The 23,567-nt window shown below is 70.9% G+C and carries 19 protein-coding genes; 11 read left to right on the plus strand and 8 right to left on the minus strand.

The features are described 5' to 3' along the window. Window positions 1-3 precede the first annotated feature (3 nt). Window positions 4-1,830: a serine hydrolase gene (locus ACFV9D_RS11895; RefSeq protein ID WP_385144299.1), complete on the minus strand. Its 1,827-nt coding sequence runs from the start codon at window positions 1,828-1,830 to the stop codon at window positions 4-6. Window positions 1,831-2,000: 170 nt separating this feature from the next. On the opposite strand from ACFV9D_RS11895, the gene ACFV9D_RS11900 reads away from it, so the two are divergent. Together ACFV9D_RS11900 and ACFV9D_RS11905 are read left to right on the plus strand one after the other, a co-directional pair. Next, window positions 2,001-3,110, plus strand: coding sequence for an NAD(P)H-dependent flavin oxidoreductase (locus ACFV9D_RS11900; protein ID WP_385144301.1), 1,110 nt, complete (start codon window positions 2,001-2,003; stop codon window positions 3,108-3,110). Next, window positions 3,107-4,654 (plus strand): acyl-CoA synthetase, encoded by a 1,548-nt coding sequence (locus ACFV9D_RS11905; protein WP_385144303.1) that lies wholly within the window; start codon window positions 3,107-3,109, stop codon window positions 4,652-4,654. Before ACFV9D_RS11900 ends, ACFV9D_RS11905 begins: the two co-directional genes overlap by 4 nt. Window positions 4,655-4,712: 58 nt before the next feature. On the opposite strand, the gene ACFV9D_RS11910 is transcribed toward ACFV9D_RS11905, so the two are convergent. Both ACFV9D_RS11910 and ACFV9D_RS11915 read right to left on the minus strand, forming a co-directional pair. Further along, the gene (locus ACFV9D_RS11910; RefSeq protein ID WP_385144305.1) at window positions 4,713-5,321 is read right to left on the minus strand and encodes a GNAT family N-acetyltransferase; all 609 of its coding nucleotides are present in this window, start codon (window positions 5,319-5,321) and stop codon (window positions 4,713-4,715) included. A gap of 43 nt (window positions 5,322-5,364) precedes the next feature. Continuing rightward, window positions 5,365-6,222 (minus strand): nitroreductase/quinone reductase family protein, encoded by an 858-nt coding sequence (locus ACFV9D_RS11915; protein ID WP_385144307.1) that lies wholly within the window; start codon window positions 6,220-6,222, stop codon window positions 5,365-5,367. A 151-nt stretch (window positions 6,223-6,373) separates the two neighbouring features. Here ACFV9D_RS11915 and ACFV9D_RS11920 point away from each other — a divergent pair, with 151 nt between their 5' ends. Together ACFV9D_RS11920 and ACFV9D_RS11925 are read left to right on the plus strand one after the other, a co-directional pair. Further along, complete coding sequence (locus ACFV9D_RS11920; protein ID WP_385144353.1) at window positions 6,374-6,778, plus strand: MarR family winged helix-turn-helix transcriptional regulator; 405 nt, start codon at window positions 6,374-6,376, stop codon at window positions 6,776-6,778. A gap of 59 nt (window positions 6,779-6,837) precedes the next feature. After that, window positions 6,838-7,935 (plus strand): calcium:proton antiporter, encoded by a 1,098-nt coding sequence (locus tag ACFV9D_RS11925; RefSeq protein WP_385144309.1) that lies wholly within the window; start codon window positions 6,838-6,840, stop codon window positions 7,933-7,935. Here ACFV9D_RS11925 and ACFV9D_RS11930 read toward each other — a convergent pair. Further along, a complete protein-coding gene (locus ACFV9D_RS11930) occupies window positions 7,925-10,369 on the minus strand; it encodes a penicillin acylase family protein (protein ID WP_385144311.1) in 2,445 nt (814 codons plus the stop codon). The two genes, ACFV9D_RS11925 and ACFV9D_RS11930, sit on opposite strands and share 11 nt — an antisense overlap. A gap of 112 nt (window positions 10,370-10,481) precedes the next feature. On the opposite strand from ACFV9D_RS11930, the gene ACFV9D_RS11935 reads away from it, so the two are divergent. Further along, window positions 10,482-11,981 carry a fatty acyl-CoA synthetase gene (locus ACFV9D_RS11935; protein WP_385144313.1) on the plus strand — a complete coding sequence of 500 codons (1,500 nt, stop codon included), beginning with the start codon at window positions 10,482-10,484 and terminating at the stop codon, window positions 11,979-11,981. Window positions 11,982-11,986: 5 nt separating this feature from the next. On the opposite strand, the gene ACFV9D_RS11940 is transcribed toward ACFV9D_RS11935, so the two are convergent. Both ACFV9D_RS11940 and paaK read right to left on the minus strand, forming a co-directional pair. Next, window positions 11,987-12,367, minus strand: a complete 381-nt coding sequence (locus ACFV9D_RS11940) for a VOC family protein (RefSeq protein ID WP_385144315.1) — start codon at window positions 12,365-12,367, stop codon at window positions 11,987-11,989. Window positions 12,368-12,492: 125 nt separating this feature from the next. Continuing rightward, window positions 12,493-13,776: a phenylacetate--CoA ligase PaaK gene (gene paaK / locus ACFV9D_RS11945; RefSeq protein WP_385144317.1), complete on the minus strand. Its 1,284-nt coding sequence runs from the start codon at window positions 13,774-13,776 to the stop codon at window positions 12,493-12,495. Window positions 13,777-13,937: 161 nt separating this feature from the next. Here paaK and ACFV9D_RS11950 point away from each other — a divergent pair, with 161 nt between their 5' ends. The 4 genes from ACFV9D_RS11950 to ACFV9D_RS11965 all read left to right on the plus strand — a co-directional run bounded on the left by ACFV9D_RS11950 (window position 13,938) and on the right by ACFV9D_RS11965 (window position 18,275). Then, on the plus strand, window positions 13,938-14,753 hold the full coding sequence (locus ACFV9D_RS11950; protein ID WP_385144319.1) for a DUF4239 domain-containing protein: 816 nt from the start codon (window positions 13,938-13,940) through the stop codon (window positions 14,751-14,753). 157 nt (window positions 14,754-14,910) lie between these two features. After that, window positions 14,911-16,338 (plus strand): family 2B encapsulin nanocompartment shell protein, encoded by a 1,428-nt coding sequence (locus ACFV9D_RS11955; protein WP_385144321.1) that lies wholly within the window; start codon window positions 14,911-14,913, stop codon window positions 16,336-16,338. A gap of 139 nt (window positions 16,339-16,477) precedes the next feature. Next, window positions 16,478-17,335 carry a geranyl diphosphate 2-C-methyltransferase gene (locus tag ACFV9D_RS11960; protein ID WP_385144323.1) on the plus strand — a complete coding sequence of 286 codons (858 nt, stop codon included), beginning with the start codon at window positions 16,478-16,480 and terminating at the stop codon, window positions 17,333-17,335. A gap of 151 nt (window positions 17,336-17,486) precedes the next feature. After that, entirely contained in the window at window positions 17,487-18,275 is a 789-nt protein-coding gene (locus tag ACFV9D_RS11965) for a GNAT family N-acetyltransferase (RefSeq protein WP_385144325.1), read from the plus strand. On the opposite strand, the gene ACFV9D_RS11970 is transcribed toward ACFV9D_RS11965, so the two are convergent. Beyond that, complete coding sequence (locus ACFV9D_RS11970; RefSeq protein ID WP_385144327.1) at window positions 18,272-19,075, minus strand: pentapeptide repeat-containing protein; 804 nt, start codon at window positions 19,073-19,075, stop codon at window positions 18,272-18,274. The two genes, ACFV9D_RS11965 and ACFV9D_RS11970, sit on opposite strands and share 4 nt — an antisense overlap. Before the next feature lie 100 nt (window positions 19,076-19,175). On the opposite strand from ACFV9D_RS11970, the gene ACFV9D_RS11975 reads away from it, so the two are divergent. Then, window positions 19,176-20,708 carry an alpha/beta fold hydrolase gene (locus ACFV9D_RS11975; RefSeq protein ID WP_385144329.1) on the plus strand — a complete coding sequence of 511 codons (1,533 nt, stop codon included), beginning with the start codon at window positions 19,176-19,178 and terminating at the stop codon, window positions 20,706-20,708. A 30-nt stretch (window positions 20,709-20,738) separates the two neighbouring features. On the opposite strand, the gene ACFV9D_RS11980 is transcribed toward ACFV9D_RS11975, so the two are convergent. Then, window positions 20,739-22,373, minus strand: a complete 1,635-nt coding sequence (locus ACFV9D_RS11980; protein WP_385144331.1) for an acyl-CoA synthetase — start codon at window positions 22,371-22,373, stop codon at window positions 20,739-20,741. Window positions 22,374-22,551: 178 nt separating this feature from the next. Here ACFV9D_RS11980 and ACFV9D_RS11985 point away from each other — a divergent pair, with 178 nt between their 5' ends. Beyond that, the gene (locus ACFV9D_RS11985; protein ID WP_385144333.1) at window positions 22,552-23,352 is read left to right on the plus strand and encodes a crotonase/enoyl-CoA hydratase family protein; all 801 of its coding nucleotides are present in this window, start codon (window positions 22,552-22,554) and stop codon (window positions 23,350-23,352) included. The last annotated feature ends 215 nt before the right edge of the window (window positions 23,353-23,567 follow it).

The raw sequence follows: 23,567 nt of genomic DNA on the forward strand, positions 1-23,567 counted from the left end.
AACTCAGTCCGCCGACCGGCTCCAGCCCACCGACTCGATCCGGCCCAGGTCGGACGGCCTCGCCTCGTCGAACAGCGGGCGGCCCGTGGCGTCGAGGACCCGTAGGCCGTCCACGTACACCCCGCGTCCGACATAGCGCTGATCCGTCGTGTACCGCCAGCGGAGGCGTACGTCCGAAGAGCTCCAGGCCGTCAGGTCGGCGACCGTCTGGTGCCAGACCCGTCCCGACCAGCCGCTCACCGAGCCCGCCGGACGCTCCTGCGGCTCCTGCCCCTTCCGTACGGTGGTGAACGGCACGGCGCTCCAGGTCGTCCCGCCGTCCGTGGAGGCCTCCAGGCGGGCGGCGTCCACGCTCGGTTCGGTGTCCCACCACAGGGCACACTCCAGACGCCGCGCGCCGCGCACCGCCGGCAGCGTGAGCGTCGCGGTCGTGGCGCTCGCCATGCCCGAGAACCATGGGGGTCCCCCCTGCTCGAGCGGAGCCGAGAGTTTGGGGGAGGTGCGGCCCCGGGCCGGACGGACGGGAACGGCGCGAGCCAGGTTGTTCGCCGCGGCGACCCGGGGAGCGGAGCCGGAGCGCCAGGTGCGGACGGGGTGGACGGAGTTGCCGAGGACGACGAGGAACGCGTCGGTGGTCGGGTCCAGGACCAGACTCGTGCCGGTGAAGCCGGTGTGTCCCGCCGAGCGCGGGGTGGCCATCGCGCCCATGTACCAGTGCTGGTAGAGCTCGAAGCCGAGGCCGTGCTCGTCGCCGGGGAAGGCCGTGTTGAAATCGGTGAACATCAGCTCCACGGAGGCGGGGGAGAGGATCCGGGCGTCGCCGTACGCCCCGCCGTTGAGCAGGGTGCGGGCGAGCACGGCGAGGTCCCAGGCGCAGGAGAACACACCGGCATGGCCGGCGACCCCGCCCAGGCTGTACGCGTTCTCGTCGTGGACCTCACCCCACACCATGCCCCGGTCGAGGCCGGACCAGGGGAGCCGGGCGTCCTCCGTCGCCGCGATCTTCGGCTGCCAGGAGAGCGGGGGATTGAACCGCGTGCGGTGCATCCGGAGCGGAGCGGTGATCTCGTTCCGGAGCAGTGCATCCAGAGGGTGATCGGTGATCTCCTCCAGGATCAGCTGAAGCGAGATCAGATTCAGGTCGGAGTACAGATACCGGGTCCCGGGCGCGTTCGCCGGGGTCTCGTTCCACAGCAGCCGCAGCTTCCCCTCCCGCGTCGGCTCCTTGTACAGCGGAATCCAGGCCCGGAACCCCGAGGTGTGGGTGAGCAGCTGACGGACCGTGACGTCCTGCTTCCCGCCGCCCCCGAACTCCGGCAGATATGCGGTGACCTTCGCCTCCAGCTCCAGCGCCCCGCGCTCGATCTGCTGCACCGCAAGGATCGAGGTGAAGAGCTTGGAGACGGAGGCCAGGTCGAAGACCGTGTCCTCGGCCATCGGGATCTGCCGCTCGGCCGGCAGCTCGATGCCGGTGTCCGTCTTCTCGTCGTATCCGGCGTAGCGCACCGCCATCCCGATCGGGCGGTGCAGCGCGACGGTGCCGCCCCGCCCGGCGAGCAGCACAGCGCCCGCGTACCAGGGGTGCTGGGGGGAAGGGGCGAGGAAGGTCTCGGCGTCGGTGACCAGCCGGTCCAGGTGCTCGGGCAGCAGCCCGGCCCGCTCGGCGGACCCGTGCCGCAGCGTCGTCCGTCCGCCCCGGGGCGCGGAGGCCATGGCGGCCCCCGGAATCGAGCCGACCATCAACGCACCTCCCAGGGCCAGCAGCCGGCCACCGAACGCGCGGCGACCGAGCCCCCGACCCACCGCATTCCCTGCCGAGACCTCCGTCATCCCTACCCTCTCCCACGCCTCTGAAAGAATCCTTCGGCCACACGCGCAACGACTGAAACTTTCTTACCGGGGTGAGGGTGGGTCAAGGAAGCAGGCGACAGGGCAAAGAATCTGACACTGCATCAGAAAATCTCTTCCCTCGGCCGATCCGCTGCGGCATCCTGCCGCCCATGAAGACGGAGCTGAGCCAAAAACTGGGGATCGAGCACGCCATCTTCGGCTTCACGCCCTTCCCCGCGGTGGCCGCCGCCATCACCAGAGCCGGCGGATTCGGCGTCCTCGGTGCCGTGCGCTACACCGCCCCCGACGACCTCGCCCGCGACCTCGACTGGATGCAGGACCACACCGACGGACTGCCCTACGGCCTCGACGTCGTCATGCCCGCGAAGAAGGTCGAGGGGGTGAGCGAGGCCGACGTCGAGGCGATGATCCCTGAAGGGCACCGGGAGTTCGTCCGCACCACCCTCGCCAAGCACGGCGTCCCCGAACTCGCCGAGGGAGAGGCCTCCGGCTGGCGGATCACCGGCTGGATGGAGCAGGTCGCCCGCAACCAGCTCGACGTCGCCTTCGACTACCCCATCAAGCTCCTCGCCAACGCCCTCGGGTCCCCGCCCGCCGACGTCGTCCAGCGCGCCCACGACCACGACGTCCTCGTCGCCGCGCTCGCCGGCAGCGCCCGTCACGCCCGCCACCACGCCGAGGCCGGCATCGACATCGTCGTCGCCCAGGGCTACGAGGCCGGCGGCCACACCGGCGAGATCGCCTCCATGGTCCTGACCCCCGAGGTCGTCGACGCCGTCTCCCCGCTGCCCGTCCTCGCCGCCGGCGGCATCGGCAGCGGCGAACAGATCGCCGCCGGGCTCGCGCTCGGCGCCCAGGGCGTCTGGCTCGGCTCCCTCTGGCTCACCACCACCGAGGCCGACCTCCACTCCCGCGCCCTGACCGCCAAACTCCTCGCCGCCGGCTCCGGCGACACCGTGCGCTCCCGTGCGCTGACCGGCAAGCCCGCCCGCCAGCTGCGCACCGAGTGGACCGACGCCTGGGACGACCCGGACGGACCCGGCACCCTCCCCATGCCCCTCCAGGGACTGCTGGTGGCCGAGGCCGTCTCCCGTATCCAGAAGTACGAGGTCGAGCCGCTGCTCGGCACGCCCGTCGGGCAGATCGTCGGGCGGATGAACTCCGAGCGCAGCGTGCAGCAGGTATTCGACGAGCTCACGCGCGGCTTCGAGAAGGCCGTGGACCGCATCAACCGCATCGCGGGACGGAGTGAGGCATGAGCGAGCCCAACGGCTTCTGGTCCCAGGCCGCCGCCGACCCCTCCCGTACCGTCCTCGTCGCGCCCGACGGCGAGGAGTGGACGGCCGGACGGCTCCACGCCGACGTCAACCGGCTGGTCCACGGACTGCGGGCGGCCGGCCTGGAGCGGGGCGACGTCTTCGCCGTCGTCCTGCCCAACGGGGTGGAGTTCCTCACCGCCTATCTCGCCGCCGCCCAGGCCGGGTTCTACCTCGTCCCCGTCAACCACCACCTCGTCGGCCCCGAGATCGCCTGGATCGTGGCCGATTCCGGCGCCAAGGTCCTCATGGCCCACGAACGGTTCGGGGCCGCGGCGACGGCCGCCGCCGACGAGGCAGGGCTGCCCGCGACCCACCGGTACGCGGTCGGGGGGATCCCGGGCTTCCGGCCGTACGCCGAACTCCTCGACGGGTTCCCGGAGTCCGCCCCCGAGGGCCGCACCCTCGGCTGGGTCATGAACTACACCTCCGGCACCACGGGCCGGCCGCGGGGCATCCGCCGCCCGCTGCCCGGCAAGCTCCCCGAGGAGACGTATCTCGGCGGCTTCCTCGGCATCTTCGGGATCCGGCCCTTCGACGGCAACGTCCACCTCGTCTGCTCGCCGCTCTACCACACCGCCGTGCTCCAGTTCGCGGGCGCCGCCCTGCACATCGGCCATCCGCTGGTCCTCATGGACAAATGGACCCCCGAGGAGATGCTGCGCCTCATCGACACCCACGCCTGCACCCACACCCACATGGTCCCCACGCAGTTCCACCGGCTGCTCGCGCTTCCCGAGGAGGTACGGAGCCGGTACGACGTCTCGTCGATGCGCCACGCCATCCACGGCGCCGCGCCCTGCCCCGACCACGTCAAGCGGGCGATGATCGACTGGTGGGGGAGCTGCGTGGAGGAGTACTACGCGGCCAGCGAGGGCGGCGGCGCCTTCGCCACCGCCGAGGACTGGCTGAAGAAGCCGGGCACGGTCGGCAAGGCCTGGCCCATCAGCGAGCTCGCCGTCTTCGACGACGACGGCAACCGCCTTCCGCCCGGCGAACTCGGCACCGTCTACATGAAGATGACGACCGGCGGGTTCTCCTACCACAAGGACGAGGCGAAGACCGCGAAGAACCGGATCGGCGACTTCTTCACGGTCGGCGACCTGGGCGTCCTCGACGAGGACGGCTACCTCTTCCTCCGCGACCGCAAGATCGACATGATCATCTCGGGCGGGGTCAACATCTACCCCGCCGAGATCGAGTCGGCTCTTCTCACGCACCCGGCGGTCGCGGACGCCGCCGCCTTCGGCATTCCGCACGCCGACTGGGGCGAGGAGGTCAAGGCCGTCGTCGAAGCGGCCGAGGGCCACGAGCCGGGCGCGGCGCTCGCCGCCGACATCCTGGCGCACTGCGAGGAGCGCCTCGCCGGCTACAAGCGCCCCAAGTCGGTCGACTTCATCGCCGCGATGCCCCGTGACCCCAACGGCAAGCTCTACAAGCGGCGGTTGCGCGAGCCGTACTGGGAGGGCCACGAGCGCCCGCTCTAGCGTCCGTCCAGCGGGACGCCCGTGGCCCGGGCCGAAGGAGGTGCGACCGGCGCGCCCGCTAAGAAGCGGCGGGGCGACGCGGTTCGCGCCACATCGCCCAGAGCGTCGGGCCGTTCCCCGGCAGTTGCAGCTCCTCGCGGACGGTGAAGCCGAAGTGTTCGTAGAAGGGCAGGTTGGACGGCTTGGAGGACTCCAGGTAGGCGGGCATACCCGCCGCGTCCGCCTTGGCCAGCCCCGAGCGGAGCAGGGCGGCCCCGTGGCCCTGGCCCTGGGCGGCGGGGTCGGCGCCGATCAGCGCCAGGAACCAGTGCGGTTCCTGAGGCGTGTGCGCGGCGGACGTCTCGACGGCCTCCCCGAACAGGGCGGCCCGGTCGCCGAGGATCTCCTGGAGCTCCCGGATGGTCTCCGCGTCGGGCACGGCCTTGGCCTGCGCCTCCGGCGGCACCCAGAAGGAGGCCGCCGCTTCGGTGCGCTCGCACACCGCGTGATGGACGTACTGCCGAGTGAAGAGGGTGGTGAAGTAGCGGCCCAGACGCGTCTCGCGCGAGGCGTCGTCCGGGAAGAAGAAGCGCATCATCGGGTCGTCGTCGAAGGCGCGGGTCAGCGTGCGACCGATCAGCGGAGCATCGTCGATCGTTGCCGTTTTCGGGGTGTTCGTTATCGACATACGGGTCATTCTGCACCCCGATGATCTTGGACGAGGAGGGGGGTCACCCTTCCCGGCCGACCGCGTCGACGGTACCCCGCAGCGCGGGGAGCAAGTGCGCCTCCTCGTAGGCGAAATGCTCCTCGAGATGGGCCGCGAGCCGGTCCACGTCGGCCCGGAGCGTCCCGGCCGCGCCACCGCCGCGCACCAGGTCCTCCAGCTCCTCGACGGTCCGCGCCACCACCTGGTGATCCCGGCGTATCCGGTCCAACGCGGGACCGAGGTTCGGGAACTGGCCCGCAAGCTGGTCGAACACGCTGTCCTCATTGTGGTGATGGGCGTGCAGCGCGCTGCAGAAGGTGAGGCAGTGCCGCGCGAGCCGGCTGCCGAGCGCGGGGACGGATGTCAACCCTTCGCGTACGGCGGTGAGTTCGGTCCGCAGCTCGTCGTGGACCCGGACGAGCTGATCGGCCATGGCCCGGTGTCTGGCCGGGTCGGTCAGGTCGATCCGGTGCAGCGCGACCACCGGGATCACCCGCTCCGTGCCGGCCTGGTAGGCCGCGAACGCCGGGTCGCGGTCGCACTGTTCCCCGAACAGCCGGTCCCGCTCCGCGCCCTCCACGACCTCGGCGGTGGCGGAGAACCGTTCGACGGTCCCGTCCGGTGTGCCCCTCTCGACGGTCACATGGGCGTCGGCCCGCAGATTGTGGAACCAGGCCGGGTGCTTGGGCCCGCCGGCGTTGGAAGCGAAGATCAGCAGTCGGGCGCCGTCCCGGACGTACACCGCCGGGTTGGTGTGCGGGCGGCCGCTGCGTGCCCCTGTCGTGGTCAGCAGGAGGAGTGACGCCCCCTCGAACATGCCCCCGACCTTGCCGCCGTTGGCGCGGAACTCCTCGATGACCTGCTGATTGAAGTCGGACATGGTGCGGCCTCTCCGGGTAGCATCGACTCGACAGATCTATTTGCTTTGAAAGCAAAGCTAAATCGGAGGGTGCAGGGTGTCAACCGCCCAGGAGGGTCCGGCGCACGCCGGGCCGGACGTCGACGACGCCGTACGGACGCTGCTGCTGCTGATGCCCCGCATGGTCGGCCGGGTCAAACGCATCAGAATCCCCGACGAACTCCAGTCGCTGGCCCTCGCGCCCCGGCATCTCTCCCTGCTCGCGTACCTGCTCTTCGACGGCCCGATGAGCGTCAACGCGCTCGCCACCCGCCTGGAAGTCGCCCCCACCACGGTGAGCCTGATGGTGGGGGACCTTGCCAAGAAGGGCGTCCTCGAGCGGGTCGAGGACCCCGCCGACCGACGGCGCAAGATCGTCTCGATCGCCGACGCGCACCGCACCTCCATCGACGGCTGGCTCGGCCGCGGCGCGACCGCATGGCGCAACGCCCTGGCGCCGCTCACCGCCGCCGAGCGCCGCCTCTTCATCGACACCCTCGCCGCGTACGAGGCGGGTCTCGCCGAGGGTGGCGAGTGAGGCATCGTCACGTACCGCGCAAGTCCGGCGAATGACCCGTATGTGGCAGGATGCAGGGCATGAGTTCGAACGCGGTGGGGCCGGCACGGCAGTGGACGACGTGGGGCCCGGTGGTGGCGGCCATCGCCCTCGGGCTCGCGTGGGGACGTGGTCTGCCCGGCTTCGTCGTCGGGCTCATCGCGGTCTGCCTGATGGCCGCGGTGCTGGCCGCCGTCCACCACGCCGAGGTCGTCGCCCACCGTGTCGGCGAGCCCTTCGGCTCGCTCGTCCTCGCCGTCGCCGTCACGGTCATCGAAGTCGGACTGATCGTCACCCTGATGGCAGGCGGCGGTGAGAAGACCTCCACCTACGCCCGGGACACGGTCTTCGCGGCCGTCATGATCACCTGCAACGGCATCGTCGGCCTCTCGGTGCTCGTGGCCGCGCTGCGCAACCGCGTCGCCGTCTTCAACGCCGAGGGCTCCGGCGGAGCACTCGCCACGGTCTGCACCCTCGCGACCATGACCCTGGTCCTGCCGACCTTCACGACGAGCCAGCCCGGCCCCGAGTTCTCGGGCGCGCAACTGGCTTTCGCCGCCGTCGCCTCCCTCTGCCTCTACGGGGTGTTCGTCGCCGTCCAGACCTTCCGGCACCGCGACTACTTCCTGCCGGTCGCGCGCGAGGGGCAGGAGTCCGAGGAGGACCACGCCGATCCGCCGACCGATCGGGAGACCTGGGCGAGCCTCGGCCTCCTCGTGCTGGCGCTCGTCGCCGTCGTCGGCCTGGCCAAGCTCGTCTCGCCGACCATCGAGGACGGTGTGGAGTCGGCCGGTCTGCCCAAGGCCGTCGTCGGTGTGATCATCGCCCTGATGGTGCTGCTCCCCGAGACGCTCGCCGCCGTGCGCGCCGCGCGCCGGGATCGTATGCAGACCAGCCTCAACCTGGCCTACGGCTCCGCGATCGCCAGCATCGGTCTGACGATTCCGGCGATCGCGCTCGCCTCGATCTGGCTGTCCGGGCCCCTGGTCCTGGGCCTCGGCGCGGTGCACATGGTCCTGCTCGTGCTCACTGCCGTGGTGAGCGCCCTGACCGTGGTGCCCGGACGAGCCACACTGCTCCAGGGCGGCGTCCATCTCGTGATCTTCGCCGCCTTCGTGTTCCTGTCGTTCAGTCCCTGACCCGCACGACCTTGAGAGCCGGCGAGCGCAGGATGTCCTTCTCGCAGAACCTGGACGTCACCCAGCGCTCGCCCGCGTACAGCTCGGTCTGGTCGCTGTAGTGCGCGGACCCGGGATTGGACGACTGGGAGTACGTCAGCAGGGTGCGCGCGACCGGGCATCGGCTGCCGTCCCAGCCCACCGCCTGGACGTGGCTCGTCCCATGCGCCACCTCGGTGTAGCCGCCGCCCGCCGCGTTCCACACGGGCTCGGTCTTGTTCCAGATGCCCAGCGACTCCGTACCGCCGCTGACCGGGATGCGCTTCTCGCCCCGGACCACGAACTGGTGCGCGCCGAGTGGTGCGTCCAGCGGGATTCCGGCCGCGCGCAGTTCGGCGACCGCGTCCTTCAGCGCCTTGGCGAAGCCGGGCGAGGCGGTGTTCAGGGTGTGCGGCGTGCGGACCGGGTCCGCGGCCGAGAACGGCACCTTCCACTGCTCGGTGGCCGGGACCGATCCGACGAACTTCCGCCAGAACCGGTCGAAGAGCAGCGCCCCCTCACTGTCGGAGTTCACCGTCCGGTCCCAGGCGCCGATCACCCAGCACGCCTCCTGGTCGTCGGGGAGGGCCGTCGGGCACGCCCTCGCCGCGTCGGCGGCGGCCAGATCACCGGCCGGGGCCCGGTTCGCGAACTGCTGGGCCTGGAGGTCCGCCACCGTCAGCCCGCCCCGGCCGGCCATCGCCGCCACGTCCTCGATTCCGCCGCGCGTGCGCAGCGAGCGCGGGGTGTTCACGTTGCCGAAGATCCGCTCGTATCCGGTGATCGGTCGGTCCGCGTTGGTCAGCCACGCGCTGTCGTTGGAGTTCTCCACGTACGGGGCGTTCCGCAGCACCGGCATCTTCGACGGCCCGAAGACCCCCGGCTGCACCGCGTCGGGGTCGGAGCCGAGCGCGCAGTCGCCCCGCGAGCCGTCGAGGACCGCGACGCCCGAGGCCGGGTAGGTGACGCGGCCGAGCGGGGTGGAGCAGCGCTGGGCGAGCTCGTCGGTGATCCGGGGGAGTACCTGCGACTGGGTGAAGAGCGAGTTGCCCGCCGAGTCGGCGGCGATGGTGTTCACCCACGGCAGGCCCTGCGTACGGCGCAGGGCGTCGAGGACGTCCTGTGTGGAGCGGGCCTTGCCGAAGCCGAGCGCGGTGTCGGAGCCGCGCAGGTTGGCCGCGTTGGGGTCGTTCAGGGCGTAGGCCGTCGTCGTCGTCCAGGGCAGCGGGAGCTGCGCGCCCAGGCCGGTGACCACGGGTCCGTACCGGGTCCAGTACTGCGTACGTGTCACGGGCGCGCCGTCCTTCACCGGCACGGTGACCGTACGGCGCGTCATCCTCTCCGGCTTCCCGTCGACCAGATAGACGGTCGGGTCGGCCGGGTCCAGGGTGAGCTGGTGCAGATTGAGGGTGACGCCGGTCGCGACCGTGTGGCTCCAGGCGACCTTGTCGTTGAAGCCGATGTTGACCACCGTCGTGCCGAGCAACGAGGCGCCGGACACGTTGAGTTCGCCCGGGATGGTCTGCTGTGACTGCCAGAAGCGGCGGCCGCCCTGCCAGGGGTAGTGCGGATTGCCGAGCAGCAGCCCGCGCCCGTCCGCCGTCGTACTGCCGTGGAAGGCCACGGCGTTGGAGCCCATCGTGGCGTTCTCCGCCGCGAACAGTTCGCGGGCGGCGGCCGCGGTACGGTCCGGATCGGGCGCACTCGTGGCGGCCGGGGAGGAGGCTGAAGAGGCGGCGGAGGCAGGCGGCTGGGCGGTGGTGATGCCGTCGATGCCGCGACCCTGACCGCCGAGCACGGAGACCGCGAACCCGCGCCGGGCGACGTCAAGAGCCGTCACCGGTCGGAGCCAGGCGGCGTCCTTGCACACCGGGTCGGTGATCCGGTTCTGCTGCAGCCAGGCGTTGTAGCCGGCCGCCCAGCCCCGCATCAGCTCCTTGAGCTGCGTGCTCGGTCCTGCCGGGGCGGGGGTGCGCAGCAGCCTCTCGACCGTGCCCGCGTCCCGTACCCCGCGGAAGTACAGATCGCTGGAGAGGTTCTTGGTGGCCGAGGACAGGGAGCCGTCCGGAGCCCCGTCCGGGCCGAACCAGCGCGAGCGCTCGCCGTTCACGGTCACGAAGCCGTCGGCGAGCGTGCATATCTGGTCGGCGGCCTGCGCCCAGCCGGTGCCGAAGCCCAGGTCGGCGTAGTCCTTGGCGACGATGTGCGGGATGCCGTACTCGGTGTACCGGATGACGGCCGACAGGCCACGGTCGGACGGGCGATGGGGCCGGTCTCCGGAGTCGGCGACGGCCGCGGCCGGGAGCGAGGCGGTGACGGTGGCGAGGACCGCGCCGACGAGCGCCAGATGTTTCAGACGGGTGCGGAGGTGCAACGTGCCTCCCAACAGAGGGGTGGTGATTGCGGGTTGAACCATGCACGCAGCTGAGCGCTTGCTTTGTCAACATCCCGTTCGGTATCCGAGGTCCGGACGCCTGGGGTACGTCCGGGTACTTGACCCGCCCTCCGGACCCACCGAGGATCCAGCCATGGAACGACTGCTGACCCGCACCGTCGACGGCGTTCTGCGCATGACCGCGCAGCGCACCCCCGACCGGATCGCCGTACGGTACGCCGACCGCTCCTGGACCTACGAGGAGCTGGACGCGGCCGTGACCACCGCGGCCGCCGTGCTGCGGGAGCGGTACGGGCTGGAGGAGGGGGCGCGCGTCGCGACCTACGGGCACAACTCCGACGCCTATCTGATCGCCTTCCTCGCCTGCTCCCGCGCGGGCCTGATCCACGTCCCGGTCAACCACCACCTCACCGGCGAGGACCTCGACTACATCCTGCGCCAGTCCGGCAGTTCACTCGTCCTCGCCGACCCCGCGCTCGCCGGCCGCGTCCCCGCCGACCTGCCCGTACGGGCCCTGCGGGACGCCGACGACTCGTTCCTCGCGGCGCTCGCCGAGCCCGACACGTACGACACCGACCGCGACGCCCGCGAGTACGTCCAGCTGCTGTACACCTCGGGGACGACCGCGCTGCCCAAGGGCGCCCGGATGACCCACCGCGCCCTGGTCCACGAGTACGCCAGTGCCATCGAGGCCCTCGACCTGCACGAGGACGACAAGCCGGTCCACTCGCTGCCGCTCTACCACTCCGCGCAGATGCATGTCTTCCTGCTGCCGTACCTGGCCGTGGCGGCCGAGAACACCATCGTCGACGCACCCGACCCGAAGACGCTCATCGACCTGATCGAGGCGGGCCGCGCCGACAGCCTCTTCGCGCCGCCGACCGTCTGGATCGGGCTCTCCAACCACCCGGAGTTCGCGAGCCGCGACCTCTCCGGCCTGCGCAAGGCGTACTACGGCGCCTCGATCATGCCGGTGCCCGTCCTGGAGCGGCTGCGCGGCCGGCTGCCCGGGCTGCGCTTCTACAACTGCTTCGGGCAGAGCGAGATCGGTCCGCTCGCCACCGTCCTCGGGCCCGACGAACACGAGGGCCGGATGGACTCCTGCGGGAAACCGGTCCGCTTCGTCGAGGCCAAGGTCGTCGACGAGGCCGGCGAGGAGGTCCCGGACGGCACCCCCGGTGAGATCGTCTACCGCTCACCGCAGTTGTGCGACGGCTACTGGGAGAAGCCCGACGAGACCAGGGAGGCGTTCCGAGGCGGCTGGTTCCGCTCCGGCGATCTCGCCGTGCGCGACGAGGAGGGCTACTACACGGTCGTGGACCGGGTGAAGGACGTCATCAACTCCGGGGGAGTGCTGGTCGCCTCCCGCCAGGTCGAGGACGCCCTGTACACCCATCCGGGCGTCGCCGAGGTCGCCGTCGTCGGCCTGCCCGACGAGCGCTGGATCGAGGCGGTCACGGCCGTCGTCGTCCTCAAGGCCGAGGTCACCGAGGAGGAACTCCTCGCCCACGCCCGCGAGAAGCTCGCCCACTTCAAGGCCCCGAAGAAGGTCCTGTTCGTGGACGAGCTGCCGCGCAACGCGAGCGGCAAGATCCTCAAGCGCGAGCTGCGGGACCGATTCGCCGCATCATGACGTCGTCAGCCCGCGCGCTCCTCGGTCAGGCAGAGGATGTTCCCCTCGCTGTCCTTGAACCAGGCTCCCCGCAGGTTGTCCGTCTCGGCGACGCCGTCGACCGTCTTGATGCCGGGCAGGTCGTAGTCCTCGAACGTGACGCCCTTGGAGCGCAGCTCCGACATCTCCGCGTCGAGGTCCGAAACCTTGAAGCTCGCCAGCGTGTGAGCGGCCTGGCCGCCGTACGGCGTCTCATAGAGACCGAAGGCCGCACCGCCGGATTCGAGCCTGGTGTCCTCGGGCAATTCCCTCGTCAGAGTGAGGCCGAGGGTCTCGGTGTAGAAGCGCTTCGCGCGGGCCATGTCGCTGACCGGAATGATCGCGGCTATGGGTGAGTCCGCCAGCATCGCTACCACCTCCTCCATCCAGGCTACGCAGCGGCCCGCTCGGCCACAGTCCGAGCGGGCCGGGTCCGCCATGTGAGTAAACGAACCACCACCCGGGGTGACCGGGTGGAGGGGCCGGACAGTTGCTAGTCCCGCAGGTCCACGATCCGCTTGATCTTGCCCACGGACCGCTCCAGCGTCTCGGGGTCGACCACCTCGACCCCGACCGAGACGCCGATTCCGTCCTTGACCGACTGCGCGATCGCCCGGGCCGCCTCCGCGCGCTGCTCGGGCGTCGCCTCCGGCCGCGCCTCGGCCCGTACCGTCAGCGCGTCGAGCCGCCCCTCGCGCGTCAGCTTCAGCTGGAAGTGCGGGGCCACGCCGGCCGTGCGCAGCACGATCTCCTCGATCTGGGTGGGGAAGAGGTTCACCCCGCGCAGGATCACCATGTCGTCGCTGCGGCCGGTGACCTTCTCCATCCGCCGGAACACCCGCGCCGTCCCCGGCAGCAGCCGCGTCAGGTCGCGCGTGCGGTAGCGGATGACGGGCATGGCCTCCTTGGTGAGCGAGGTGAAGACCAGCTCGCCCTCCTCGCCGTCCGGCAGCACCTCGCCCGTGAACGGGTCCACGATCTCCGGGTAGAAGTGGTCCTCCCAGATGTGCAGCCCGTCCTTGGTCTCCACGCACTCCTGCGCGACGCCCGGCCCCATCACCTCCGAGAGCCCGTAGATGTCGACCGCGTCGAGGGCGAACCGCTCCTCGATCTCCCGCCGCATCGCCTCCGTCCAGGGCTCGGCGCCGAAGACGCCGACCTTGAGCGAGGTGGTCCGCGGATCGACGCCCTGGCGCTCGAACTCGTCCAGCAGCGTGAGCATGTACGAGGGCGTCACCATGATGATCTCGGGCTTGAAGTCCTGGATCAGCTGCACCTGGCGAGCCGTCATGCCGCCGGACGCCGGGATGACCGTACAGCCCAGCCGCTCCGCGCCGTAGTGCGCGCCCAGCCCACCCGTGAAGAGGCCGTATCCGTAGGCCACATGGACCTTGTGGCCGGGTCGGGCGCCCGCGGCGCGCAGCGAGCGGGCCACGACGTCGGCCCAGGTGTCCAGGTCGCGCTGGGTGTAGCCGACGACGGTCGGCCGGCCGGTGGTGCCGCTGGAGGCGTGGATGCGCCGGACCTCGGACTGGTCGACGGCGAACATGCCGAAGGGATAGTGGTCCCGCAGATCGGTCTTGGCCGTGAAGGGGAAGCGGGCGAGGTCGGCGAGGGAGCGGCAGTCGTCGGGGTGGATCCCCGCCTTGTCGAAGGACTGCCGGTAGAAGCCCACGTTCTCGTACGCGTGGCGCAGGGTGGCCCGCAGACGCTCCAACTGGAGCGACTCCAGCTCCGCGCGTCCGAGCCGTTCGCCGCTGTCCAGCAGATCCGTCATGTGCCGCCCACTCCCGTCCGAACGCCCTGAACGCCTGAAAACGGACTACCGATCATTCGGTAGATCCTTTCGAGGTCAGTAAATCCGGCCGGACCCGGCCCGTGGCAAGGGGGTGACGCCGATTTTCTGATCCCGTGAGCACCCGACTACGCTCGGTGACCGTGACTCTCTGGCTGCTCAACCACCTCAGCACCCTCACCCTCGGCGTCCTGATCGTCGGTGGCACCGTCCTCCTCGCCCTCGCCGGGAGCGTGCTGGTGCGCCGCCGATACCCGAAGCTCGCCGACGGCGAGCACAACGACATGGTGGGTGTCGTCCTCGGGATGTTCGGCGCCATCTACGGAATCATCCTCGCCTTCGTGATCGTCACCCTGTGGACCCAGATGGAGAACACCCAGAACGTCGTCGCGGCCGAGGCCACCGGCGTCGCTCTCGTCGTACGGGACGCCCGCGCGTTCCCGCCCGCGGAGCAGGCACGGGTGAACGCCGCGGCCGACGGCTATGTGCACGCCGTCGTGGAGGTGCAGTGGCCGCTCATGCGGGAGGGGGCCGCGGACTACTCCGTCACCGGGGCGAAGCTCGAGGCGCTCTACGACGCCCTGCAGTCGTACGAACCCGTCACCGAGTCGCAGAAGGTCTTCTACGCACAGGCCGCCGCCAAGCTGGACGACGTGGCCGGCGAGCGCCGGGCCCGCCTCACGATGGCCGGTCAGCAACTGCCCCCGCTCCTGCAGGTGCTCGCCGTCGGCGGCGCCCTGGTCATCATCCCGTTGACGTTCCTCTATGGAATGCGGAGCCGGCGCATGCAGCTGCTGTTCGTCGGGGCGGTCGCGGCGCTCATCGGCTTCAGCCTCCTCCTGGTCGTCGTCCTCGACCGGCCCTTCGCGGGGGAGCTGAGCGTCAGCCCCGCGCCGTACCAGGAGGGCGCCCTGGCGCAGTTCTGGGAGCCCACGCATGAGGCGTCCGCCGTGCGCTGACGCCCGGTCGGCGGAGCGCGCGCGGCGCTCGAAGGGCGCCCCCCACCGTCGAGTGCTTCGGCTCGGGCGCGACGCATGCATATGTCATCGGCAACAATGCGTTACATCTGGACGCGGAGAGTGACGAACGTAGAGAGTCCAGAAACGGAGTCAGTCCATGTCGGTCGACACAGAGACGTCGGTACCCGCGTCCGCCCCCGCCGCCGAGGTGCGCCAGGTACAGCTCAGTCTCAGCACCGCCGCCGCGCGCAACCTCGCGACCACCACCAAGTCCGAGCCCCAGATGCAGGGCATCAGTTCGCGCTGGCTGCTGCGCAAGCTGCCCTGGGTCCACACCCCCGGCGGCACGTACCGCGTCAACCGGCGCCTCTCGTACATGGTCGGCGACGGCCGCGTGACGTTCATCAAGAACGGCTCCAAGGTCGAGGTCGTCCCGGCCGAGCTGGCCGAGCTGCCCCTGCTGCGCGGCTTCGACGACCCGACCGCGCTCGGCGCGCTCGCCGACCGTTTCGTACAGAAGGAGTACGAGCCCGGCCAGGTCATCGTGCACTCCGGCAAGAAGGCCGACCACGTCTACCTGATCGCCCACGGCAAGGTCGAGAAGCTCGGCACCGGCAAGTACGGCGACGAGACCCTGCTCGGCAGGCTCGGCGACGGCGACACCTTCGGCGGCCAGGTCCTCGGCGGGGACGGCAAGTGGGAGTTCACGGCCAAGGCGACGACCGCGGTCACCATCCTGGCCCTGCCCCAGTCGGCGTACAAGGCCATCGCGGACCAGTACGAGAACCTCCGCTCCCACGTCCTGGGCATCAGCTCCAACGGGCAGGGCCGACCCCTCAACAAGGCGGGCGAGGCGGCCATCGAGCTCAGCGCAGGCCACCTCGGCGAGGCCGTGCTGCCCGGCGCCTTCGCGGACTACGAACTCAAGCCGCGCGAGTACGAGCTGAGCGTCGCCCAGACCGTCCTGAAGGTGCACAGCCGGGTCGCCGACCTCTACAACCAGCCGATGAACCAGACGCAGCAGCAGTTGCGACTGACCATCCAGGAGCTGCGCGAACGGCAGGAGTACGAGCTCGTCAACAACCCGGAGTTCGGGCTGCTGAACAACACGGACTTCGACCAGCGCATCCAGACCCACTCGGGCCCGCCCACGCCGGACGACCTCGACGACCTGCTGAGCATGCGCCGCGGCACCCAGTACCTCTTCGCCCACCCCCGGGCCATCGCCGCCTTCGGCAAGGAGTGCAACAAGCGGGGCCTCATGCTCGGTTCCGTCGACGTGGACGGGCACGCCATCCCGGCCTGGCGCGGTGTCCCGATCCTGCCCTGCGGCAAGATCGGCGTGAGCAAGCACCAGACCTCCTCGATCATCGCGATGCGGACCGGAGAGAACAACGAGGGCGTCATCGGCCTCTTCCAGACCGGAATCCCCGACGAGATCGAACCCGGCCTCAACTGCCGCTTCATGGGGATCGACGAGAGGGCGATCATCTCCTACCTCGTCTCCACCTACTACTCGGCCGCCGTCCTCGTCCCGGACGCCATCGGCATCCTGGAGAACGTCGAGGTACGTCCGCGTGCGTGACCGTCGGAGCGGGCGGATCCACGACGAGCTCATGCAGACCTACGAGGCCGAGGCGGCTCCCCGCAGCCGGCCCGCTTCATCGCCGGAACGTGGGCCTGGCCTCTGTCCCCCCACAAGAATCAGGTAAGGAACCACACGCATGACCACGTCCACGCAATCCGCCGTGCTGCGTACGCCCTATCAGGAGTCCGTGGCCCGTTACTGGAACACCAACCAGCAGGACCCGGTGAACCTGCGGCTCGGCGAGATCGACGGGCTCTACCACCACCACTACGGCATCGGCGACTACGACCCCGCCGTCCTCGCCGGCCCCGAGAACACCCGCGACGCCCGGATCATCGAGGAGCTGCACCGCCTGGAGACCGCCCAGGCCGAGCTGCTCCTCGACCATCTGGGCACGCGCACGCCCGCCGACCGGCTCCTCGACGCGGGCTCGGGACGCGGCGGCACGAGCATCATGGCCGAGCAGCGCTTCGGCTGCCGGGTCGACGGGGTCTCGATCTCCGAGTACCAGGTCGACTTCGCCAACGCGCAGGCCGAGAAGCGCGGGGTCGCCGACCGGGTGAAGTTCCACTTCCGGAACATGCTGGACACCGGCTTCGCCAGTGGTTCGCGCCAGGCGATCTGGACCAACGAGACCACGATGTACGTGGACCTCTTCGAACTCTTCGACGAGTTCTCCCGGCTCCTGGAGCACGGCGGCCGTTACGTCTGCATCACCGGCTGCTCCAACGACGTGACCGGCCTGCGCTCCAAGGCCGTCAGCCGGATCGACGAGCACTACACCTGCAACATCCACCCGCGCAGCGCGTACTTCCGCGCGCTCGCCGAGAACAACCTCGTCCCCATGGAGGTCGTCGACCTGACGGCGGCGACGATTCCGTACTGGGAGCTGCGGGCCAGGTGCTCGGTGGCCACCGGCATCGAGGACCCCTTCCTCACGGCGTACAAGGAAGGCAGCTTCCACTACCTGATGATCGTGGCTGATCGGATCTGACGCCTTCGGCGCGGTGTGGTGCCCCGGGCCGACGCCCGGGACCTCCACCGCGCACCCCGCTGCGCCACCTCCCCGGGTAACCGCGAGGACGGACCGTCGGAGCGTGGAAATCCGCTTGCCGCGCTCCGACGGCCGGTGCTGGAGTGACCGCATGGAACACGAAGCGATACGCGCCCTGTTCGACCGGCAGCTGCGCCTGGGTGCCCGCCCCGACGGGCCCGGCACCCGGGTGGAGCGCGACGGCCCGGTCGTACGGCAGACGGGCCCGGCGCACGCCTGGAACGGAATCCTCTGGTCCGGCCTCGACGAGACGGGCGCCGACACCGCGATCGCCGAGCAGATCCGCCACTTCACCGCGCTCGGTCTGCCCTTCGAGTGGAAGGTGTACGGGCACGACGGCCCGGCCGATCTCGCGCGGCGGCTGCTGGCCGCCGGCTTCACCGCCGAGGACCAGGAGACCCTGATGGTCGCCGAGGCGGCCGCACTCCCCACGACCGTGGCGCTGCCCGAGGGCATCGAGCTGGTCCCGGTCACCGACGCGGCCGGGGTGAAGCTGGTGACCGAGGTCCACGACCGGGCCTTCGGCGGCGACAGCTCCCACATCGGCCGCCAGCTGCTCGACCAGCTGGCCACCACGCCCGACACCGTCGCCGCGGTCCTCGCCATGGCCGGCGACGAGCCCGTCAGCGCCGCACGCCTGGAGCTGTACCCCGGCACGGACTTCGCCGGTCTGTGGGGCGGCGGCACGGTCGAACCCTGGCGTGGCAAGGGCCTCTACCGGGCCCTGGTCGCCTTCCGGACCCGGATCGCCCTCGAGCGCGGCCACCGCTTCGTCCAGGTCGACGCGGCCGACACCAGCCGCCCCATCCTCCACCGCCTCGGCTTCGGCGCCCTCACCACGACGACCCCGTATGTGTACGTCCCGGAAGACAGGTCCTAGCGCGACCAGTGGGCAGGGCGCTCGAAGCCGTCCGGCAGGCGGGTCGACGCGTCGCCGCGGGCCGCGTTCAGCTGGGGCTGGGTGAGGAACAGCGCGCCGGTGAGGTCCGCGCCGGACAGATCGGCGTCGCGGAGGTCCGCGCCGATCAGGTCGGCCAGGGACAGGTCGGCGCCCGTCAGATCGGCGGCGATGAGCAGCGCCCCGCGCAGATCCGCGCCCCGCAGCTTCGCCCCGCGCAGCCGGGCCCCGATCAGATCGGCGCCCCGGCGGCTCTTCGTCTTGCCACCCGCCGTGGCCCGCACCAGCGCGCTGGTCTTCAGGAGCAGCGGGTTGACCTCGCCCCGGACGGCGGCCACGTCCAGCTTCTCCAGGGTGTCCGCCGCGCCTTCCGTCAGCCCTTCCACCCGGGCCAGGGCCCGCCGCAGATCCGTGTGGATCGGGCGCGTCGCGGGCAGGGCGAGGGCCTCGGTGAGATAGCGGAGCAGCTCGTGGAGCTGGCGCATCACGGGGAACACCTCGTACATCAGGCGCGAGGTCTCCGGCGCCTCGCGCCACGAGACCCCACCGAAGGTGACCTGCGAGACCTTCTGGCCGGCGCCGAAGCAGTCGTACACCGTACAGCCCGAGAATCCGCTCGGCCGCAGCTCGGTGTGGATGCCGCAGCGGAAGTCCTCCTGGAGGTTCCGGCACGGCTCGCCGGACGCCTTGTTCACCGCGAAGTCCGCGGACTTGGCGAAGGGGAGGGCGACGCAGCACAGTCCGAAGCAGTTGGCGCAGTCGCCTCGGAGGGTCTCGGGCATGGGTGAGCGGTTCCTTCGTAGGTGGGATGGACACCCACCGTATCGCGCCGTCGGCGAAATCGGTTGCGAAGATCATCCGCCCGCGCGCACGATCGGTGGCATGCCGAAGTTCACGACGTACGACGGGACCGAACTCGCCTATGACGTACGGGGGGAGGGCGGCGATCCGCTGGTCTGTCTGCCCGGCGGCCCGATGCGCGACACCGCGTACCTCGGCGAGCTCGGCGGCCTGGCCGCCCACCGCACCCTGATCGTGCTCGACCTACGCGGCACCGGCGCCAGTGCGGAGCCCGCGGACCCCGCCTCGTACCGCTGCGACCGGCAGGTGGCCGACGTCGAGGCGCTGCGCCGCCATCTCGGCCTGGAGCGGATCGATCTGCTCGGCCACTCCGCCGCCGGGAACCTGGCCGTGCTGTACGCCGCGGCGCACCCCGAGCGGGTGCGCTCCCTCGTCCTGGTCACGCCGGGCCTGCGGGCCGTGGGCATCGAGATCACGGACGAGGAGTGGGACAAGGCGGGCGAGGTGTTCGCCGACCAGCCGTGGTACGCGGAGGCGCGGGCCGGCCTGGCGACGATCGGCCCCGACACACCGATGGCGCGGGTCATGGAGATCGCCTCTCCCTTCGCCTACGGGACGTGGGACGAGGCTGCCCGGGCACATGCGGCGGCGGGCACCGAGGAGGTGCACTGGGATGCCGCGGCCGCGTACTACGCGGCCGGTGCCTTCGACCCCGAGGCGACCCGGGCCGCGCTCACCGGCCTCGCCGCGCCGGTCCTGATCCTGGCGGGGGAGTACGACGGCGGTCCGAGCCCGGCACGTGCGGCCGAGCTCGCGGACCTCTTCCCGCACGCCGAGCTGGTCGTCCAGCGCGGCGCGGGGCACTTCCCCTGCGTGGACGACGCGGGTGCCTTCCTCCGCCCGATCGCCGCGTTCCTCGACCCGCAGGTGCATACGGTCACCGTGGACGGGGTCCGTCTCGCGTACCGGGTGTGGGGCGAGGCCGACGCGCCGCCCGTGGTCCTGGTCCACGGGCGGGGCGGGAACAGCGCCGACTGGGCGGGGATCGCCGAGGAGCTGGCCACGGACCGCCGGGTCTACGCCGTCGACCTGCGGGGCCACGGACTGAGCGACTGGCCGGGCGGGTACGGCTTCGACGTCTTCCGCGACGAGCTGCGCGGTTTCCTGAAGGAGCTGGATCTCGTCGGCGCCGACGTGGTCGGCCACTCGATGGGCGGCGCCGCGGCCTACCTCCTGGCCATGGCCGAGCCGGGCCTGATCGGCCGGCTGGTCCTGGAGGAGGCGCCCGTCTTCTTCCCGCTCGATCCACCGCGCGGCCACGCGGCTCGCCCCGAGGGACCCCTCGGTCTGGACTGGGACGTCGTGCTCGCCACCAACGCCCAGCTGAACGAGCCGGACCCCGCCTGGCGCGAGGGCCTGTCCACGATCACGGCCCCGACCCTCATCCTGGCCGGCGGCCAGGACAGCCACCTCGCTCAGGAGCGACTGTCCTGGATGGCGGACCGACTCCCCGAGAGCCACCTCGTCACGATCGAGACGGGCCACGAGATCCACACGTCCCGGCCGGCCGAGTTCCTCGCCGCCCTGCGCGAGTTCGGGATCCAGCGCTGCTGACCGACCGGCGCCCGCCGGGCGGCCAGGTGCTCAGGAGCCCTGGGCGCCGGTGTCCTCGGCCGCAGCCACCGACCGGGCCCAGCGGTAGTCCGCCTTGCCGCTCGGTGAGCGCTCGATCCGGTCGGTGATCACCAGCTGGCGCGGGATCTTGTATCCGGCGAGCCGGGTGCGGCAGTGGGTCTGGACGGCCTCCAGGTCGAGGGCGGAAGCCCCCGTGCGCAGCTGGACCACGGCCGCCACGTGATTGCCCCACTTCGCGTCCGGGACCCCGGCGACCAGGGCGTCGTACACGTCCGGATGGGACTTGAGCGCCTGCTCGACCTCCTCCGGGTAGACCTTCTCGCCGCCGGTGTTGATGCACTGGGAACCGCGCCCGAGGACCGTGACGATGCCGTCCTCGTCGACGGTGGCCATGTCGCCGAGCAGCACCCACCGCTCCTCGCCCTTCTGGAAGAAGGTCTCGGCCGTCTTCGCCGGGTCGTTGTAGTAGCCGAGCGGGACGTGGCCGCGCTGGGCCAGGCGCCCCGGCTCGCCCACCGGCACCGGCTCGTACGTCACCGGGTCCACTACCTGCGTCCGCTCGTTCACCTCCAGGCGGAAGCCCTTCTCCGGACCCGAGTCGTCCGTCGCCTTGCCGTTGGACCCGGACTCCGAGGAGCCGAAGTTGTTCAGGAGCAGCACGTTCGGTACGAGCGCCTGGAACTGCGCCCGTACCGTCTCCGACATGATCGCCCCGGAGGAGGAGACGCTGAACAGGGAGGAGAGGTCCGTCCCCTTGAGCGGGCCCTGGAGCGCGTCGATCAGCGGCCTGAGCATCGCGTCGCCCACCAGCGACACGCTCGAGACCTTCTCCTTCTCGATCGTGCGCAGGACCTCCTCGGGCGCGTACTTGCGGTGGATGACCACCCGTTGCCCGTAGTTGAAGGCGATGAACGAGGTCAGCGTCGACGTGCCGTGCATCAGCGGGGGAGCGGGGAAGAAGGTGATCCCGGCGCCGCCCGCCGCGACGCGATCGGCCAGCTCCTCGGGCCGCTTGACCGGCTCGCCGGCCGGGTCGCCGCCGAAGAGCCCGGCGAAGAAGAGGTCCTCCTGGCGCCACATGACGCCCTTGGGCATCCCTGTCGTACCGCCGGTGTAGATGATGAAGAGGTCGTCGGCCGAGCGCGCCCCGAAGCCGCGATCCGGCGAACCGGCCGCCTCCGCCTCGGTGAAGGCCACGCAGTCGAGCGCGGGGGAGGCCTCGGGAGGGGTCCCCACCCGCACGAGGTGCCGCAGCTTCTCCGTCTGCGGCAGCGCCGCCGCGACCCGTCCGGTGAACTCGGCGTCGAAGACGAGCGCGGCCAGATCGGCGTCCCGGTAGAGGTAGACCAGCTCCTCCTCCACGTAGCGGTAGTTCACGTTGACCGGGACGATCCGCGCCTTCAGACAGGCCAGGACCGTCTGCAGGTACTCGATGCCGTTGTACAGGTGCAGGCCCAGGTGCTCGCCGGGCCGGATGCCGGCGTCGATCAGATGGTGGGCGAGGCGGTTGGCGGCGGCGTCCAGCTCCGCGTACGTGAGCCGGCGCTCCGCCCCCGTGCCCGGGTGGTCGACGTACACGAGCGCCTCACGGTCCGGCACCACGTCGACGACCGACTCGAACAGGTCGGCAAGGTTGTACTCCACCGTTCCTCCTGACTCCGCTGGTCGTCCTGGCCTGCACCGGCCGAGGCGGTCATTAGAGCGCCGACGGGCGGTGGTGGGAAGGGGTCGCGCAGAAGAATCTGACTGAGTGTCAGAAAACTATTGAACTGGACGCGCACCTCCTGCAACCTGTTCCAGGTCTGGAGACGGGAGGACGTCCATGGGTGGGACCGAACACCTCACCGTGCAGCGCGAAGGCGCCACACTCGTGCTCACACTCAACCGGCCGGAGGCCAAGAACGCGCTCTCGCTGCCCATGCTGGTGGGGCTCTACGACGGCTGGCTGGAGGCCGATGCCGACGACACGATCCGCTCCGTCGTCCTGACCGGGGCGGGCGGGTCGTTCTGCGCCGGGATGGACCTCAAGGCCCTGGCGGGCAAGGGCATGGAGGGCGAGCAGTACCGGGACCGGATGAAGGCCGACCCCGATCTGCACTGGAAGGCGATGCTGCGCCACCACCGCCCGCGCAAGCCGGTCATCGCCGCCGTCGAGGGCTACTGCGTCGCCGGCGGCACCGAGATCCTCCAGGGCACCGACATCCGGATCGCGGGCTCCTCCGCCACGTTCGGGCTCTTCGAGGTCAAACGCGGTCTGTTCCCGATCGGCGGCTCGACCGTCCGGCTGCCCCGCCAGATCGCCCGCACCCACGCACTCGAAATGCTGCTGACCGGACGCCCGTACGGCGCGGAGGAGGCCGCCCGGATCGGCCTCGTCGGCCGCGTCGTCCCCGACGGGACGGCGCTGGAGACAGCCCTGGCCGTCGCCGACCAGATCAACGCCTGCGGCCCGCTCGCGGTGGAGGCGGTGAAGGCGTCGGTGTACGAGACGGCGGAGCTGACGGAGACGGACGGCCTGGCGGCGGAGCTGAGGCGGGGTTGGCCGATCTTCGAGACAGCGGACGCGAAGGAGGGAGCCAGGGCGTTCGCGGAGAAGCGGCCGCCTGTGTACCGCCGGGAGTGACCTTTCCCCACCCCTCCCCTGCCCGAACTGGGGCTCCGCCCCAGACCCCGCGCCTCAAACGCCGGCGAGGCTGAATTCCGCCCTCTGGGCGGAACTTCAGCCCGTCCGGCGCTTGAGGACACGGCCGCAGGCCGTACGGGGGTCTGGGGGCTTGCCCCCAGACCCCCGACCAAGGAGCCCCGCTCATGACAGTCGCCCCCGTCCCGGAAACCCTC

Origin of the sequence: Streptomyces sp. NPDC059875, from assembly GCF_042731085.1 — a bacterium.
GTDB lineage: Bacteria > Actinomycetota > Actinomycetes > Streptomycetales > Streptomycetaceae > Streptomyces.